The sequence below is a fragment of the Mesorhizobium sp. P2_E6 genome (assembly GCF_056403835.1).
Window position 1 is genome coordinate 91,314 of the sequence record NZ_JBFUEQ010000013.1, and the last position, 16,363, is coordinate 107,676.

Sequence of the window (16,363 nt, forward strand, 5' to 3'; positions counted from 1 at the left end):
CGCGACGCGATCGATCGACCGGGCTCGATGTGGTTGCAATCAGCCGTCTCCTAGGGCATGCGTCACCTGTGGTCACGCTGTCAGTCTACGTCCATCTGTTTGCACGATCGGACGAAGGTGTTGCAGCGACGATTGAAACCGCGATGAGAACGGGCGCAGAACAGTAATCCGGCTTTTCAGTGCCAATCCGGTGCCAACTGGTCTCGAATGGCTGGACCTATGTTCGCTTAAGTGCTTGTAATCGCGGCCTGCGGACGTGGCGGAATTGGTAGACGCAAGGGACTTAAAATCCCTCGATCTCTGATCGTACGGGTTCGATTCCCGTCGTCCGCACCACTCTTGGCTCACACGCCTCCAGGCAAAAGGCTCCCTCGGACGAACCAGGGATCGCAGCCGAACGGCTGCCGGCGCGCAGTGTCACGCCAGCGGCTTAGCGAAAAGGCTGTTCGGGGCCTCTACGGTGAGGCGAGCGCCCTTACTTGATATAAACCAGCACGTAGCGGCCCTTGTAGGGCTGGTAATACTTCGTCCCGCATTTCCAGACCACGGCGCCACCGTTGTAGGTGGTCTTCACGCATCCTTTGGGCAGGGTCGTGATGTAGATGGTCGTCCTCTGGATCACGACCGTCTTTGCTTCCGCCGGGTTGACCAGGCGAAAGCCCAAACTGCCGTCAAAGCCGTCGCCGGCCACCGAAGAGATCGCGAGCACGCCACAGATGGCGACCGCGCGAAAGAACGAACTGCGACTGATCATAAGCATTCCCCTTCCCTTTACTTGCCGCTCTGGCAGCCTACCAGCAACGCGCAAAGCCTCAAAGGACTTAAAATCCCTTGAGCTTTGATCGTGCGGGTTCGAATCTGTCGTCCGCACCATGTTGAAATCAGCGCTCAATGGAGAAGCCCGCCACGGTCGGGCGGCGGGCCCTTCGTCGCGCCCGTGCGATCCGGACTTCTTATCGCCATTTGGATTTGGTGCCGGGGCCTCTCGCACGTCTCGCGGTGGCGGATCGACATGTTCAGGCTCCGGCGATGCTTCCTTGTCGGGACGACGGAGTGTCTTCTTCGTGTCAGGCTTCGGTGGCGGATCGTTGACTCTGCTTGGCATGTCCACTTCCCCCATCACTGAAACCGGATCTCTTGTTCCGTGAGCCAGTCAAAAGGCTCGCCATGTGAGGCACGGCTGTACCTCATCCGGGTGTACCTCATAGAGCCATCTTGCATTCGGGGTTCGTCCCTCACACTCCGTCGGCAGCGGGCGCGCTTCAACCTTTCGGTGGTATCCCTTCATGCGGATGCGCTCTGGCTCTCGCATTAGCGTGAGCGCATGCTTCGGGTTAGCCAGCACAGCGCCTCCTCGAGCCCGGACTGGTTAGGCCCAGCGGCCACCGCTGCTAGTCCCCTAGCAAGTCGCTGGGCCGCCCCGGCAAAAATCCAATCCCGTCAGCGCATCACCTTCGGCGCGATCTCCGCGATCATCACCTTGTCGCCGAGCTCCCTTGCCGCCCTCGCTTTGGCCCTGACTCTGGTGGTCGAGCACGGTCCGCCGAGGCGGCTTCTCGAAAACGCTTACCATCTGGGTTGCGGCCGGTTTGTGCTCCACCTTTTGCTACTTCCTTCGTTCATATGGGTGTGTTCCCCTTATATTAGCAGTAGCATATATATCGTCGCCAGCCGGCGCCGCCCCAACCCGCCCCGCCGGTCAGGCCCAGCCGCCTAGCTGCCGGTCACAACTAGCAACCAGGCCGCTGGGCCGCCCCGCCCCGGGTCGTGTCCCACCGCAAAGTCGGTATGATCCAAACGRCAAAAATGCAGGGTCCGGGCCACTCTCCGATATCGTCAAACACGTCCCGCACCAGTTTCCCAATGCATCGACTCGCGATCCGGGCCGAGCCTGTCGATCAGCGCCTGGACATCGACTTTGTGGACTTGCAGCACAGTGGCCAATAGCAGGGGAAAACGTCCGAACAGGCTTCTGTTGCAGGGTAGCTAATATTAGGGTTGGCTTCAGCCGGCTTGCCCCAACAAGAAGCCCCAAGCCGGTTAGGCTCGGCGGCCTCTCGTCACCCCGATCGGCTGTCGAGCCGCATGAAGGCTGATGGCTGAATGAAAAGCCTCGCCGCTCCATTTGCGAAGCGGCGAGGCCCCCACCCACCCCAATGCCGGCCCCAACACCCGGCATTGCTGACACTGCAAATCTGGTGCCAAGCGCAAGTGACCCATTACGGGACATCTGCGTGCGTCAGCTTGGGAGGCCGCGGGCCAGGATTGGTCCGGCCGGAATCGCGCGTGGGCGCAGGCGTGGCACGGTTCTTGCTCCGACAGTTTCAGACATGCCGGGCGCAAGACGCTGTTCCACATCGACACCGGCGTGTGAGGTTGGGACAATGATGTCGCGCAAGCTTCTGTTCGGCCTTCCCGCAGTGTTCCTGGTCACGGCCCTGGCGGTAGCCCTCTTGTCGTCCGAGATGTCATGGGAATTTCTGACGGCGATCCAATCCGATTCGGTCTTTTGTTCAAGCGGTCCATCACGTGAGACCGTATCGGCGTCGGCTTCAACGTCACGGACTTTGCCGTCATGTGGATAGCACAGCCAAAATTCGGAAACCAACAGCCTCCTGCGGCGGCGTCTTATCTAGATTGGGTCATGGCACGTTTGGCCTTGATCACTCGGTTGGCATCAGCCTTTCGCGAATTCGTCGCACCGCGCTACCGGCCAGAACTTCACTATATGCGCGGCCCCGGTCCAGCCTCGGCACGCCGGGCGCGCGAACGCTGAATATCAACGGCCAACCGCCTGTATTCGGCCATCGATCCGAGAGCCAGCCTGGCGACAGGATGCAAGCGCCAGAAATCGATCAAGCAGGAATCGGATTCAGCTTCAGATGCTGGATGAGGATGATGGTCTTGGCGTCGATGATGCGGCCATCGGCAATGCCGGCCAGCGCTTCGTCGAGCGGCATTTCCAGCACTTCGATGTCCTCCCCCTCTTCCGGCGCGCCGCCGCCGGCCGAGATGCGGTCGGCAGGCGAATAGCGGGCGATGAAGAACCAGAGCCGTTCGGTGACGCTGCCCGGGCTCATATAGGGTGAAAACAGCCGTTCCACGTTCTGCAGCCGGTAACCCAGCTCTTCCTCGGCCTCCTTGCGGATGCAGGTTTCCGGATCGTTTTCGTCCAACAGGCCGGCACAGGCCTCGATCAGCGGCTCGCGGTGGCCGGTGACGTAGGCGGGATAGCGGAACTGGCGCACCAGAAGCACGGTCGAGCGCGAGGGATCGTAAGGCAGGATCACCGCGCCGTCGCCGCGATCATAGGTCTGGCGGATCTGCGTTTCCCACTGTCCGTCACGACGGCGGTAGTCAAGGACGGTCTTCTTCAGGACAGCCCAGTCGTCCGAGAGGATTTCCTCCGAACGGATGCGAATGCGATCTTCCATCGTGCTCTCCATGCTACCCGGTCGAGGCGTAGCCGCGAACCGGCATTTGCGCAATGCAGGCAATCGGTCCAAAAAGGGCGTGTCACCTTCTCGTGTCTGGCGCGCCTTCGATCCACTACCTAGATAGCGGTTTACCCCTCCCGGAGCCCTTTCTCATGACCGCATCGCTTTTTCAGCCAATCACCCTTGACGGCCTCACCTTCCCCAATCGCATCGCCGTCGCGCCGATGTGCCAATATTCCGCCGAAGACGGCTCGGCCAGCGACTGGCATCTCTACCACTGGATGAACCTTGCCATGTCCGGCGCCGGCATGGTCACGGTCGAGATGACCGATGTCGAACGGCGCGGGCGTATCACGCATGGCTGCCTCGGCCTTTATTCCGAAGACAATGAGGCGGCCGCCCGCCGCACGCTGGATGCGGCCAGACGCGTCGCCGCTCCCGGCACGAAGTTCGGCACGCAGCTTGCCCATGCCGGCCGCAAGGCCTCCAACCGCAAGCCGTGGGAGGGGGGCGGGCCGCTGCAGCCAAACGAGGATCCCTGGCAGACGGTGTCGGCCTCGGCCATCGCCTACGACACCGGCTGGAACGTGCCGCGAGCGCTGGAGGAAGAAGAAATCCTGCAGCTCATCGAACGCTTCGCCGAGGCGGCAAGACGTGCCGAACGCGCCGGCTTCGATTTCCTCGAACTGCACGCAGCACACGGCTATCTGATCTTCCAGTTCCTGTCGCCACTGTCCAACCAGCGCACGGACCGCTGGGGCGGCTCGCTGGAAAACCGCATGCGTCTTGCCGTCGAGATCGCCAAGGCAGTGCGGAAGGCAACGCCAAATCTGATGCTCGGCGCACGGCTCTCGGTAAAGGATTGGGTCGATGGCGGCTTCGACATCGAGGATGCGATCGAAGTGGCAAAAGCCCTCAAGGATGCCGGCGTCGCCTATCTCTGCTGCTCGAGCGGCGGCAACTCGCCGTTGCAGAAACTGCCCACCGGACCGGGCTACCAGGTGCATCTGGCGGAAGCCGTGCGCAAGGGCGCCGGCATTGCGACCCGCGCGGTTGGCCTGATCGACGACCCGAAGCAGGCCGAAGCGATCGTTGCCGAGGGCCGCGCCGATATCGTGGCGCTGGCCCGCGCCTTCCTGGCCGATCCGCGCTGGGGATGGCGTGCGGCGGCCACGTTCAGCGAGACAATCCACCCGGCGCCGCAGCTTGCCCGCTCGGTGACGACGATGCAGCACTGGATGAAGGCGGCGGGCTGATCGATCGGTTCTCCTGATCCCGGCGCGGCCCGCAGTTCTGGACAGTTTGCCACAGCTTGGCTTCAATTCTGTCCGCGAACTGTTACCTTGGGTGAGGCTGCGGCGGGCGCGGCCGGGCTTGGGAGGAAATCATGTCGTTCAGGGCATTCTTGCCTGTTGCAGCACTGATAGCTGTGGCCGGACTTTGGATCGGCGCGTCGACACCGGCCAGCGCGCAATATTGCGAGGGCACGGTGCACGGCCTGTCCGGCCGCTACAATCTGGCGACCGGCAGCGGCTTTCTTGCCGTGCGGACACGGCCGAACTCGTCGTCGCGGATGATCGGCCAGTTGTTCAATGGCGATCACACCGAGATCTTCGACCGCCGCGGCAACTGGTATCAGGTCGAGATCGGAGGCAGGACCGGCTGGGCAAATGCACGCTGGTTGCGCAACGATTGCGGCTACTGAGACGCCCGTGCATGTCACCCAAAATTGGATCCGGTTTTGGGATGACGACATGCGTCAAACAAGGACCTAGAGCGTGTCGCAAACGCGACGCGACTTTTGGGCGCAGGCTCAAGGACATGGTTGCAACCAAATTGGCTGCTTTGCGTTGCGGCCATGATGGACAACAAACCTTTTGAAGTGCCGGTCGTCGTCGAACTTGGCCACGTCGGCAAATATCGCCATATCCGCAGTGCCCAGGAAGCGGCGGAGTGCCTGATGACCGTTTGGCCGCTCAATCGCGGTCCGCGCCATCGTGATGCCCTCGACACTTGCCTCAAAGTGCTGGAAGGTTATCGTTCGACAGCAGATGCGCGCCGGGCACTGATTGAAGCCGCCAAGGAATCGGAAGTGCTGGTGCCCGACGACAGACTGCCCGACGGCCGGCTGCATTGAGCAGGCGGACCTTTCAACTGGAGGTTTTGATGGCGAAGCTGACTTACAAGATCGTCGAGCATGACGGCGGCTGGGCCTATAAGGTCGGTGCGACCTTCTCGGAGACGTTTCCCACGCATCAGGACGCACTGCGCGCCGCCGAAATCGCTTCGGCCGAGCAACAGGTCGCCGGGGCTACGGACGGCATCCAGTACGAGGACGCCGAAGGCAAATGGCACGACGAACTGGCCGACGGCCGGGACCGCCCGCAGACAGAAGTCTCCGATTAAATTCTTGTATCCTGGTCTCAGTAATCGGGCAGGCACGGCGCCGACCGCGGACGTCCGGAGAGAAGACGTCCCGCAGCCGGCGGCTGCCCTGCGGGTTTTGTCTTTTGAGCGAGATCTTTTCCGAAAACCGATGACTCGGTTTTCGGGCTCGTGCTCCGACTATTTGCCGCAATACTGATCGTTCACGTTCCCTTGGGCATTCGCATCGGGACCGGCGGTGTCGGAGGCACAAGGGCCGATCGGGCCGGTATTGCCCAGGGTGTTCAATCCTGAGCGGTCRCCGTTGATGCTTCCGGTGGTGGTGGTATCGACGCTTGTATGGTTTCCATTGCCGAACGGCCACCAGTCGTGATTGTTGAGGTAGGTGCTGTCCGACGACTGTGCCATCGCCGATGTGGCAAGACCAATCGTCAGAACGGATGCTGCAAGAAGTTTCGTGACCATTGAACTACTCCGTGTCTTTGCCGCCTTGGGTGCGACACGGGTAAAACCGGCAATCAGCCTGATGGTTCAGTGAAATTGTCGTGAGCCGGCGGTGATGCCCGACCGGCGAAGGCTCGATTGGCGACGCGCTCGATGAAGGCGACGATCCGCTCCGGCGCGACGAATTGCGGCATGTGCCCCATGCCCTCGACCAATTCGAAATCGAGCCCCTCGATCCTTGACCTCATCGGCGCGCCCTGGGTGTGGAAGGTGGTGACGCGATCGGCATCGCCGAACAGAATGCCGGCCGGCATGGCGATCTCGCCATAGCGCTTCTCGATGCGGCCAAGGTCGCGCTCAATCGCCACGACATCGGAGGACATGGCGTAGAAATGGGCCGGCCTGAGCCCGAGCCAGCCGCCGCCTCCGACCATGTAATCGCCGGGCAGGACCTGCGGCGCGAAGATGAATTCCATTGTCGGCCGCGCATATCTGAGGCTTGTCGGTATCGCCACCGTATAGCTCATGATCCAGCGCCACAGGCGTGACGGAATATAGAGTGAGCCGAACTTTTCGCGCCCGCCGGCTTCCATATGGGTCAATGGCGCCAGAAGAGCGATGCCGGAAATCGCCTCGGGATGTTCCACCGCCAGGGTCAGCGCGATGGCACCTCCCAGGGAATGACCGACCACCAGCGGCTTTTCAAGCCCGAGAGCTTCAATGAAGCGTCGCACGATCTCGGCCTGTTCGGGCAGCCGCCCCGTTGCGCCGCTCGCACGCACCGAATAGCCCGCTCCCGGTCGATCGAGCGCGATCAACCGGTAGCCCGCACCTAGCCGGCCGAACAGGGTGTGCCGGAAATGGTGGAGCTGGGCGCCAAGCCCGTGCAGGAAGACGATCGGCAGCCCCTCGCCCTGGTCGACATAGTGGATGCGGTTGCCGTCGACCTCGATGAATTTTCCGACCGGCGGCACCAGCCTTTCGGCCTTGGCCGCGATCCACAGCGTCGCCAGCACCAGGCTTGTGATCCCCAGGACCGCCAGCAACAAAAGTCCGGCCAGCAGCCATGACAGAATCGACAGGAGCATTGTTCACCCGCACCAGAACCGGCTTGAGCTTAGCCGCATCCGGTGCCGCTGCAACCTTGCATCGAAACCGGGCCTGGTTCGATGGATATCTCGCATACCGGCACAGATTGTTCGCCGCCCAGCCGGCATTGCGGCTGCTGCCGCGCCGCGCTATCTGAGGCGACTCGTCTTGCCGGAGCCTTCCATGCCCGAAATCGTAACCGCCGCCATGCTCGTCATCGGTGACGAGATACTGTCCGGCCGCACCAAGGACAAGAACATCGGCCATCTCGCCGATATCATGACGGCGATCGGCATCGACCTGAAGGAAGTGCGTATCGTTCCGGACGAGGAAGACGAGATCGTCGCGGCGGTGAATGCCGTGCGCGCACGCTACACCTATGTGTTCACCACCGGCGGCATTGGCCCGACGCATGACGACATCACGGCCGATTCGATTTCCAAGGCCTTCGGCGTGCCTTGCGAATACGATGCCAAGGCCTATGCCATGCTCGAGGCAAGCTATGCCGCGCGCGGCATCGAATACACCGAGGCCCGCAAACGCATGGCGCGGATGCCGCGCGGCGCCGATCTCATCGACAACCCGGTGTCCGTTGCGCCCGGCTTCCGCATCGGCAACGTCCATGTCATGGCCGGCGTCCCGTCGATCTTCCAGGCGATGCTCGACAATGTCGTGCCGACGCTGAAGGCCGGCACCCGGATGCTATCGGCAAGCGTGCACTGTCCCTTCGGCGAAGGCCTCATCGGCGGACCGCTGGGCGACATCCAGAAAGCGCATCCGGACACGATCATCGGCTCCTATCCGAAATATGGCGATGGCAAATTCTGGACCGAACTGGTCGTGCGCGCCCGCAGCCAGGAAGCGCTTGACGCAGCGCGTGCCGATGTCGAGGCAATGGTGGCCGGGTTCGCCAGCAATCCGGGCTGATCTGGTCCAGACCGGAACCAAGCACGACGCTGCGACGTTTCCTTCATGCGAGTTCGATCGGCCGCAATTCTATCGCTTGTAAACTGAGGGGATTACCATGCGATTCAAGACCATCGTCGCCATTTTGCAAAACGAACAGGACGCCGAGCGCGTGCTGGACTGCGCCGTTCCGCTCGCCAACCGGTTCCAGAGCCATCTGACCGGTATCCACGCCGAAACGCTTCCGGTGCCCTACACCTCGGCCACCGGCTTTCCGGACACCGAGTTCCTGCAGGTTTCGGCCGACATGAACCGCGAGCGGGCCGAGAAGCTACAGGCCATTTTTCTCCGGCATATCGAGAACTCCGGACTTTCCTTCGAGTGGCGAAGCCTGGAGAGCTTTTCGGGCGACAGCGCGCTGACCGGCATTTCCAGCGTGCGCGCCGCCGATCTGATCATCGCCGCGCAGCGCGAGACGGGCGGCGACCCGAGCGCGGATGTCGATACGCTGGTCTATGATGCCGGGCGCCCGGTGCTGGTGGTGCCGCACGCCGGCCCGCTAGTCACCACCTTCAAGCATGTGCTGCTCGCCTGGAACGGCAGCAAGGAAGCCGCCCGCGCCGCCTTCGACGCGCTGCCGTTCATCATCGAAGCCGAGAAAACCGACATATTGGTCATCGACCCACCAGACTCGCTCGACGAGAGCCCGGAAGCCGCCGGCGCCGAAATCGCGTCCGCGCTGTCGCGCCATGGCGCCACCGTCAGCGTCTCGGTGCAAAGGTCGGGCGGCAATTCCATCGACGACATCATCCAGACCAGAATCGCGGAGACCGGCGCCGATCTGCTGGTGCTCGGCGCCTACAGCCACTCCTGGCTGCGCCAGCTTCTGTTCGGCGGCGTGACGCGCACCGTTCTGCGCACGGCGCCGGTGGCGGCCTTCCTGTCGCGCTAGTGCGTGTCGCCCAAAACGGACCCTGGTTTTGGGAGAACGACACGCAGAAAACAAAAACTTAAAGCGCGTCGCTTGAATCCGTTCAACGCGACGCGCTTTTAGTCCACAGCGATCGCCGGCCCCTGCCCTTGCCAAGGCCAAGGCTTTCCAGTTAATTCCGCGCGCATTCCCCTGTTTTCTTTGCGCGCGATCCCCGCGTGCTGCGGAGTGCGCGACATGTCCCTTCCCGAAAAAGCCTTTCCAGTCTCCTGGGACCAGTTCCATCGTGACGCCCGCGCGCTTGCGTGGCGGCTTGCGGGTGCCAACAAGGGGCAATGGAAAGCGATCGTCTGCATCACGCGCGGCGGACTGGTTCCGGCTGCCATCATCTCGCGCGAACTCGGCATCCGCGTTATCGAGACGGTCTGCGTCGCCTCCTATCACGATTACACCAGCCAGGGGCAACTGCAGGTTCTCAAGGAGATCACCCCCGCCCTGCTGGCCGATGACGGCGCCGGCGTGCTGATCATCGACGACCTGACCGATACCGGCAAGACGGCGGGCATTGTGCGCGCGATGATGCCGAAGGCGCATTTCGCCACTGTCTACGCCAAGCCAAAAGGCAGGCCGCTGGTCGATACGTTCGTGACCGAAGTCAGCCAGGACACCTGGATCTATTTCCCGTGGGACATGGGCTTCACCTATCAGAAGCCGATCGCCGACGATCACGCCGGCTGATTCGCGACAGCGCGTTTTTACTAAATTTGTAGCCACTCCCGGGTACCATTTGCTTTCGGAATGGGCCCACAGGGTACGATTTCCTGTGAATTCGACCTTTGTTGGCGGAAATTGGCCAGTGCATCCAAAGTTTTTACTTTTATTGCTGACCATTGGCCGTAAGATTCGTGAGGCGGCAAAACGATTCTGGAGGCTGGGGCTAGCTTCTCCGATGTTGACAAGGCCAACGACGCACAACCATCTGGCTGAAAGGGTCCGGCGACTCTTCGGCACGGCGCCGTGTCGTCTGCAGGTTGCTGCCCTACCCTGGCGGGATACCGGTAATGGCGTCGAGGTCCTGCTGATCACCAGCCGCGATACCGGCCGCTGGGTGTTGCCCAAGGGTTGGCCGGAGGCCAGGGAGCCGCTCTGCGAGGCTGCCGCGCGCGAGGCCGGCGAGGAGGCCGGACTGCGCGGAACGGTGTCGCACCTTGAGGCCGGTCGTTATTTCTACGCCAAGGTGTTGGCTTCCGGCGAGGAAGTGCCGTGCGAAGTCCTGGTGTTTCCGTTGCACGTCGACAAGATCGCGGATCGTTGGAAGGAAAAAAATTCGCGCACCCGCAAATGGGTCAGTTCCAAGGACGCGGTACGCATGATCAACGAACCCGACCTTTGCCAGATCATCGCCTATTTCTGCGCCGATCCGCATAGATTTCCCTGATCGGCCGCGATCTCCGGTTCCAGGAGTCCGCTCCACACCAAGTACGCCCGCACGGTTTTCGATGCGGGGCCGTGAATGGTCTGCTAATCATTCACGCATAAGAATCGCTCGGTCTGGCGTGTTATCGATGGTGAACCCTGTAGACCCACTGCCGGAAGATTCCGGCGAGCCCAAGCGCGACCATCGTCCGCGCGTGCTCAAGGGCGGAACGATCATCACCGGGATTCAGAACTCGGAGGTCGGCTGCACGCTGCGCAATCAGCACGACAGCGGTGCCGAACTGAAGATACCCCTCGAGGCTCGGGTTCCCGATCGCTTCCTTCTCTACGTGCCGCTCGACGGCATCGCCTATCGGTGCGAGGTTCGCTGGCGCCGCAAGGACCGCGTCGGGGTGCAGTTCACCGGCACCGAGCCAAAGCCGAAAATGCATTACGGCTGATCCCTCGTGATACAGTGGCGAAGAGATCGCCGCGCGGCAATTCTATCCCCGTTATCCACATATGTGACACACAAGATGTTGGGGTCACAAAAGCTACGCAAACGAATCCTTGACGGCGCAAAACGAGTCGCCTTTTATAGGCCATGCGCTCCTGTTGAGAGTGCGACCGGAAAGTTCTGAGCCCGGTCTTTTTCCCGGATTATGTGCGTTTTTGCCCGCATTTCCGCCCGTTTACGAGGCCGGCGGAAGCGTTGGGGTTGTGGGGCGGTTGGGGACAATAGGGAGAATTGTCGGACTGGAATAAATTGTCTGTTAACACTATATTTAGTGTTTGCAGGCAGGTTCGACGCTAGATAGTGTGAACTTCCCTCGAGTGAGGGAATCGGAAAAAAATCAGTTTTGAGGGACCCGCGGGGTTCGTCGGCGTGTTGGACAGGCACTTCGCAAGGAGTTTGACCAGCAGGGCCGGCGGAGACTGCGAAATGGAGAGCCGGCCGTTTTCGAACGCCGGCAGGCGGCGGACATGCGCGTTTCGCATTGGGGGCAGAAATCCCCTGACGAAAGCGCTATATATAGACAAAAGGGATAGGACCAATGCGCATCGAGCGTCGTTTCACCAAGCAAGGGCAATCGGCTTACGCGGAAATCGAATTCCGCAAGGCGCTTTCGGAGATCAAGAATCCGGATGGCTCGGTGGTGTTCCGTCTCGACAATATCGATGTGCCGGCGCAGTTCTCACAGGTTGCCGCCGACATCCTGGCGCAGAAGTATTTCCGCAAGGCCGGTGTCCCGGCGCGGCTGAAGAAGATCGAGGAGAACGACGTCCCCTCCTTCCTGTGGCGCTCCGTCGCCGATGAGGCCGAGCTTGCCAAGCTGCCGGAAGCCGAGCGCTACGGTTCCGAGATCGACGCGCGCCAGGTCTTCGACCGGCTGGCCGGCACCTGGACCTACTGGGGCTGGAAGGGCGGCTACTTCAAGGCGTCAGAAGAAGACGCCCGCGCCTTCCGCGACGAGCTTGCCTACATGCTGGCCACCCAGCGCGTGGCGCCGAATTCCCCGCAATGGTTCAACACCGGCCTGCACTGGGCCTATGGTATCGACGGCCCAAGCCAGGGCCACTTCTATGTCGACCCGTTCACCGGCAAGTTGACCAAGTCGAAATCCTCCTATGAGCATCCGCAGCCGCATGCCTGCTTCATCCAGGGCGTGCAGGACGACCTCGTCAACGAGGGCGGCATCATGGACCTTTGGGTGCGTGAAGCGCGGCTGTTCAAATACGGCTCCGGCACCGGATCCAACTTCTCGCTGCTGCGCGGCGAAGGCGAAAAGCTGTCCGGCGGCGGCCGCTCGTCCGGCCTGATGAGCTTCCTCAAGATCGGCGACCGCGCGGCGGGCGCCATCAAGTCGGGCGGCACGACGCGCCGCGCCGCCAAGATGGTCATTGTCGACGCCGACCATCCCGATATCGAGGAATTCATCGACTGGAAGGTCAATGAAGAGCAGAAGGTCGCCTCGCTGGTCACCGGCTCCAAGATCGTCAAGAAGCATCTCGAAGCGATCATGAAGGCCTGCGTCAACTGCGAAGGCCATGACGACGATTGCTTCGACCCGTCGATCAACACCGCGCTGAAGCGCGAGATCAAGGCGGCCAAGAAGTCGGCTGTGCCGGAGAACTACATCTACCGTGTCATCCAGTTCGCCAAGCAGGGCTACACGTCGATGTCGTTCAAGACCTACGACACCGACTGGGATTCGGATGCCTACCTCACGGTTTCGGGCCAGAACTCCAACAATTCTGTGTCGCTGAAGGACAATTTCCTGCGCGCCGTCGAGGACGATGCCGACTGGCACCTCACCGCCCGCAAGGACGGCAAGGTGTTGAAGACGCTGAAGGCGCGAGACCTGTGGGAAAAGATCGGCTACGCCGCGTGGGCGTCGGCCGATCCGGGCCTGCATTTCAACACGACGATGAACGACTGGCACACCTGCGCTTCGGCCGGTGCGATCCGGGCGTCCAATCCGTGCTCGGAATACATGTTCCTCGACGATACGGCCTGCAACCTGGCCTCGATCAACCTCCTGCCCTACCGCAACGCCGACGGCACGATCGACATCGCTGCCTACGAGCACACCGTGCGGCTGTGGACCATCGTTCTCGAAATCTCGGTCATGATGGCGCAATTCCCGTCGAAGGAGATCGCCAAGCAGTCCTACGAATACCGTACGCTCGGTCTTGGCTACGCCAACATCGGCGGCCTGCTGATGACGTCGGGCATCCCTTACGACTCCGACGAGGGCCGCGCCATCTGCGCCGCGCTCACCGCGATCATGACCGGCACGGCCTATGCCACCTCGGCCGAGATGGCCGCCGAACTCGGCGCCTTTGCCGACTACGACCGCAATGCGCAGAACATGCTGCGCGTCATGCGCAACCATCGCCGTGCCGCCTATGGCGACAAGCAGGGCTATGAGAAGCTCGCCGTCAACCCGGTGCCGCTGGTCGCCTCCGACCTGAAGCAGCAGGACCTTGCGGTGCACGCCAAGGCTGCCTGGGACCGCGCCATCGAGCTCGGCGAGGAGCATGGCTACCGCAATGCGCAGGCGACCGTCATCGCGCCGACCGGCACGATCGGCCTGGTCATGGATTGCGACACCACCGGCATCGAGCCCGATTTCGCGCTGGTGAAGTTCAAGAAGCTGGCCGGCGGCGGCTATTTCAAGATCATCAACCGCGCCGTGCCGGAAGCGCTGCGCACGCTCGGCTACTCCGAAGCCCAGATCGGCGAGATGGAGGCCTATGCGGTCGGCCACGGCAATCTCAACCAGGCGCCCGCGATCAATCCCGGCGCGCTCAAGGCGAAGGGGTTCACGGACGACAAGATCGCGGCGCTCAACGCAGCCTTGAAGTCGGCCTTCGACATCAAGTTCGTCTTCAACCAGTGGACGCTCGGAGCCGACTGGGTGAAGGAGACGTTTGGCTTCACCGACGAGCAGCTCAACGACTTCTCGTTCGAGATGCTGCCGGCGCTGGGCTTCTCCAGGAAGGACATCGAGGCCGCCAACATCCATGTCTGCGGTGCAATGACACTGGAAGGCGCGCCCTTCCTCAAGGCCGAAGACCTGGCGGTGTTCGACTGCGCCAGCCCGTGCGGCAAGATCGGCAAGCGCTCGCTGTCGATCAACAGCCACATCCAGATGATGGCGGCGGCGCAGCCCTTCATCTCCGGCGCCATCTCCAAGACCATCAACATGCCGAACGACGCGACGGTGGAAGACGCCAAGGGCGCCTACATGCTGTCGTGGAAGCTGGCGCTGAAGGCCAACGCGCTCTACCGCGACGGCTCGAAGCTGTCGCAGCCGCTCAACGCCTCGCTGCTCGCCGATGGCGAGGACGACGAGGACGAGGCGATCGAACAGCTGATCGCCGCACCGGCGGCGGCGCGTGCCGCACAGATCACCGAGCGGATCGTCGAGCGCATCATCGAGCGCGTGTCGCGCGAGCAGGAAAAGCTGCCCGGGCGCCGCAAGGGCTACACGCAAAAGGCCAAGATCGGTGGCAACACCATCTTCCTGCGCACCGGCGAATATGACGATGGCCGTCTCGGCGAGATCTTCATCGACATGAACAAGGAAGGCGCGACCCTGCGTGGCCTTCTCAACAACTTCGCCATCGCTATCTCGCTCGGCCTGCAATATGGCGTGCCGCTCGACGAATATGTGCACGCCTTCACCTTCACCAAGTTCGAGCCGGCCGGCATGGTGCAAGGCAATGATGCGATCAAGAGCGCGACGTCGATCCTCGACTACGTGTTCCGGGAACTCGCGATTTCCTATCTCGGCCGCAACGACCTCGCCCATGTCGACCAGTCGGACTTTTCCAACACCGCACTTGGCCGTGGCATCAGCGAAGGCAAGACCGACGCGGTCTCCAAGGGCCTGACCCGTGGCGCCTCGCCGGTGAAGCTGGTGTCGCGGGTGAGCGGCAACGACCCGAAGGGTTTTGCGGCTCCCTCGGGCGCCCCTGCCCGCTCGGCGCCGACCGCCTTCTCCGGCTCCAACGTGCTGGCGTTGAAGCCGGCCACCGACGAGGCGGTCGCCTACAAGCGCGACTATGAGGAACGGGCGAAGGAATTGGCCGAGGACATCGCTTTCGAAGAAGCGGCGGGCGCTGCTTCGGACGCCACGGCGGCACTGTTCACCGACGCCGCGGCCAATGAAGCGGCCGAGGCAAAGAAACTCGCCAACGACCGCCGAGCCAAGTCACTGCTGCAAGGCTACACCGGCAATTCCTGCTCCGAGTGCCAGAACTTTACGATGGTGCGGAACGGGACCTGTGAGAAGTGCGATACTTGTGGTGCCACGAGCGGGTGCAGCTGAGCGACATCCGAGACGCTAGTCCAAAACGCAACGTTATCGGCCCGGTCGTAAGATCGGGCCGAAATGTCTTAAGGGTAGCGATCAGGTGCGTCTTCCCTTCTCCCCTTGTGGGAGAAGGTGGCCGAGCGAAGCTCGGTCGGATGAGGGGTGCTGGAAGGGTCACCGCCCAAGCCGTAAAGATTTAAAATCATTCGATATTTTATAACGCCCAGTTTCTTCCAGCACCCCTCATCCGTCTCGACGCTGCGCGCCGATCCACCTTCTCCCACAAGGGGAGAAGGGGAGAGTCGCCCGCCCAATCCGGATCACACTCCCTACCCCGACGGCAACACCTGCAGTGTCTGCTCGTCAAACAACGGCTCGTCCTGACCTATGCGGACGAACAGCAGCTTGCGCGCTGCCCCAGCTGGTACCTCGAAATACTGGATGCCGTCGGGCATTTCACCCCAGTCGCCGCAGGGCGGGTCCGGAACCTCGTTGGGATCGGTCTTCGCTTCCAGCTCTTTCGCATAAGCAGCGTCGGGGCTGAATGTGTAGCGCTTGATGCCGGCGGGCACGGTGCCCTCCGTGTAAGGCGCCAGCACGCAGCGGGCGCTGACGGCCTTGTCGGTCTTTTCGCGGAACAGGCGCTGCAATGAGGCCTCTGCGGTTTCGCCGGGCTTAATGTCATACAACTCGACAAGAGGATCGGCCGCGCCGCCATCGCTGTATTTGATGGCGAGAGCGTTGCCGGTGAATTCGAAGTGGATCTGGCGGAAGCCGAAATCGCAGCGCTGCACCCAGGCGGCAAGCCCGACAGTTTTGTCCGTCAACTTCTCCCAGACGCATTTGTCGATGGGCGGGCGCGACGGAGCCGGCTCGTCCGCACGTGCCACCGCCGATACCGCCACGCATCCAAACAGGGCACAGGCCCAGGT

At 62.0% G+C, this 16,363-nt stretch carries 15 protein-coding genes and 1 tRNA gene; 11 read left to right on the forward strand and 5 right to left on the reverse strand.

The genetic code is table 11. The annotated features are described in order from the left end of the window. Positions 1–250 precede the first annotated feature (250 nt). A tRNA-Leu gene (locus tag AC1D08_RS27530) sits at positions 251–336 on the forward strand. Positions 337–475: 139 nt separating this feature from the next. Here AC1D08_RS27530 and AC1D08_RS27535 read toward each other — a convergent pair. Beyond that, positions 476–1,105: a hypothetical protein gene (locus AC1D08_RS27535; RefSeq protein WP_245331332.1), complete on the reverse strand. Its 630-nt coding sequence runs from the start codon at positions 1,103–1,105 to the stop codon at positions 476–478. A gap of 1,750 nt (positions 1,106–2,855) precedes the next feature. Beyond that, positions 2,856–3,434, reverse strand: a complete 579-nt coding sequence (locus AC1D08_RS27540) for an NUDIX domain-containing protein (protein ID WP_477424503.1) — start codon at positions 3,432–3,434, stop codon at positions 2,856–2,858. Between the two features lie 155 nt (positions 3,435–3,589). Between AC1D08_RS27540 and AC1D08_RS27545 the strand changes: the two genes are divergently transcribed. The 4 genes from AC1D08_RS27545 (at position 3,590) to AC1D08_RS27560 (ending at position 5,843) form a co-directional block, all read left to right on the forward strand. Next, positions 3,590–4,693 (forward strand): NADH:flavin oxidoreductase/NADH oxidase, encoded by a 1,104-nt coding sequence (locus tag AC1D08_RS27545; protein WP_457153470.1) that lies wholly within the window; start codon positions 3,590–3,592, stop codon positions 4,691–4,693. Positions 4,694–4,824: 131 nt separating this feature from the next. Next, complete coding sequence (locus tag AC1D08_RS27550) at positions 4,825–5,142, forward strand: SH3 domain-containing protein (RefSeq protein ID WP_457153471.1); 318 nt, start codon at positions 4,825–4,827, stop codon at positions 5,140–5,142. A 153-nt stretch (positions 5,143–5,295) separates the two neighbouring features. Continuing rightward, a complete protein-coding gene (locus AC1D08_RS27555; protein ID WP_477228526.1) occupies positions 5,296–5,574 on the forward strand; it encodes a DUF982 domain-containing protein in 279 nt (92 codons plus the stop codon). A gap of 29 nt (positions 5,575–5,603) precedes the next feature. After that, entirely contained in the window at positions 5,604–5,843 is a 240-nt protein-coding gene (locus tag AC1D08_RS27560) for a DUF2188 domain-containing protein (RefSeq protein WP_127399068.1), read from the forward strand. A gap of 159 nt (positions 5,844–6,002) precedes the next feature. Here the strand turns inward: AC1D08_RS27560 and AC1D08_RS27565 are convergent, their stop codons facing one another. Both AC1D08_RS27565 and AC1D08_RS27570 read right to left on the reverse strand, forming a co-directional pair. Further along, positions 6,003–6,287: a hypothetical protein gene (locus AC1D08_RS27565; protein ID WP_457153473.1), complete on the reverse strand. Its 285-nt coding sequence runs from the start codon at positions 6,285–6,287 to the stop codon at positions 6,003–6,005. Positions 6,288–6,340: 53 nt separating this feature from the next. Then, on the reverse strand, positions 6,341–7,354 hold the full coding sequence (locus AC1D08_RS27570; RefSeq protein ID WP_457153474.1) for an alpha/beta fold hydrolase: 1,014 nt from the start codon (positions 7,352–7,354) through the stop codon (positions 6,341–6,343). 184 nt (positions 7,355–7,538) lie between these two features. Between AC1D08_RS27570 and AC1D08_RS27575 the strand changes: the two genes are divergently transcribed. From AC1D08_RS27575 to AC1D08_RS27600, 6 genes are all read left to right on the forward strand, one after another. Further along, a complete protein-coding gene (locus AC1D08_RS27575) occupies positions 7,539–8,282 on the forward strand; it encodes a competence/damage-inducible protein A (protein ID WP_457153475.1) in 744 nt (247 codons plus the stop codon). A 97-nt stretch (positions 8,283–8,379) separates the two neighbouring features. Next, positions 8,380–9,213, forward strand: a complete 834-nt coding sequence (locus AC1D08_RS27580) for a universal stress protein (protein WP_457153476.1) — start codon at positions 8,380–8,382, stop codon at positions 9,211–9,213. Between the two features lie 216 nt (positions 9,214–9,429). Further along, entirely contained in the window at positions 9,430–9,930 is a 501-nt protein-coding gene (gpt, locus tag AC1D08_RS27585; protein WP_006200882.1) for a xanthine phosphoribosyltransferase, read from the forward strand. 211 nt (positions 9,931–10,141) lie between these two features. Beyond that, the gene (locus AC1D08_RS27590; protein WP_477306424.1) at positions 10,142–10,630 is read left to right on the forward strand and encodes an NUDIX hydrolase; all 489 of its coding nucleotides are present in this window, start codon (positions 10,142–10,144) and stop codon (positions 10,628–10,630) included. A gap of 127 nt (positions 10,631–10,757) precedes the next feature. Further along, complete coding sequence (locus tag AC1D08_RS27595) at positions 10,758–11,069, forward strand: PilZ domain-containing protein (protein ID WP_457155393.1); 312 nt, start codon at positions 10,758–10,760, stop codon at positions 11,067–11,069. A 594-nt stretch (positions 11,070–11,663) separates the two neighbouring features. Next, positions 11,664–15,446 (forward strand): vitamin B12-dependent ribonucleotide reductase, encoded by a 3,783-nt coding sequence (locus AC1D08_RS27600; protein ID WP_477424507.1) that lies wholly within the window; start codon positions 11,664–11,666, stop codon positions 15,444–15,446. A gap of 314 nt (positions 15,447–15,760) precedes the next feature. Here AC1D08_RS27600 and AC1D08_RS27605 read toward each other — a convergent pair whose 3' ends face one another. Beyond that, positions 15,761–16,258 carry a hypothetical protein gene (locus tag AC1D08_RS27605; protein WP_457154567.1) on the reverse strand — a complete coding sequence of 166 codons (498 nt, stop codon included), beginning with the start codon at positions 16,256–16,258 and terminating at the stop codon, positions 15,761–15,763. Positions 16,259–16,363 lie beyond the last annotated feature (105 nt).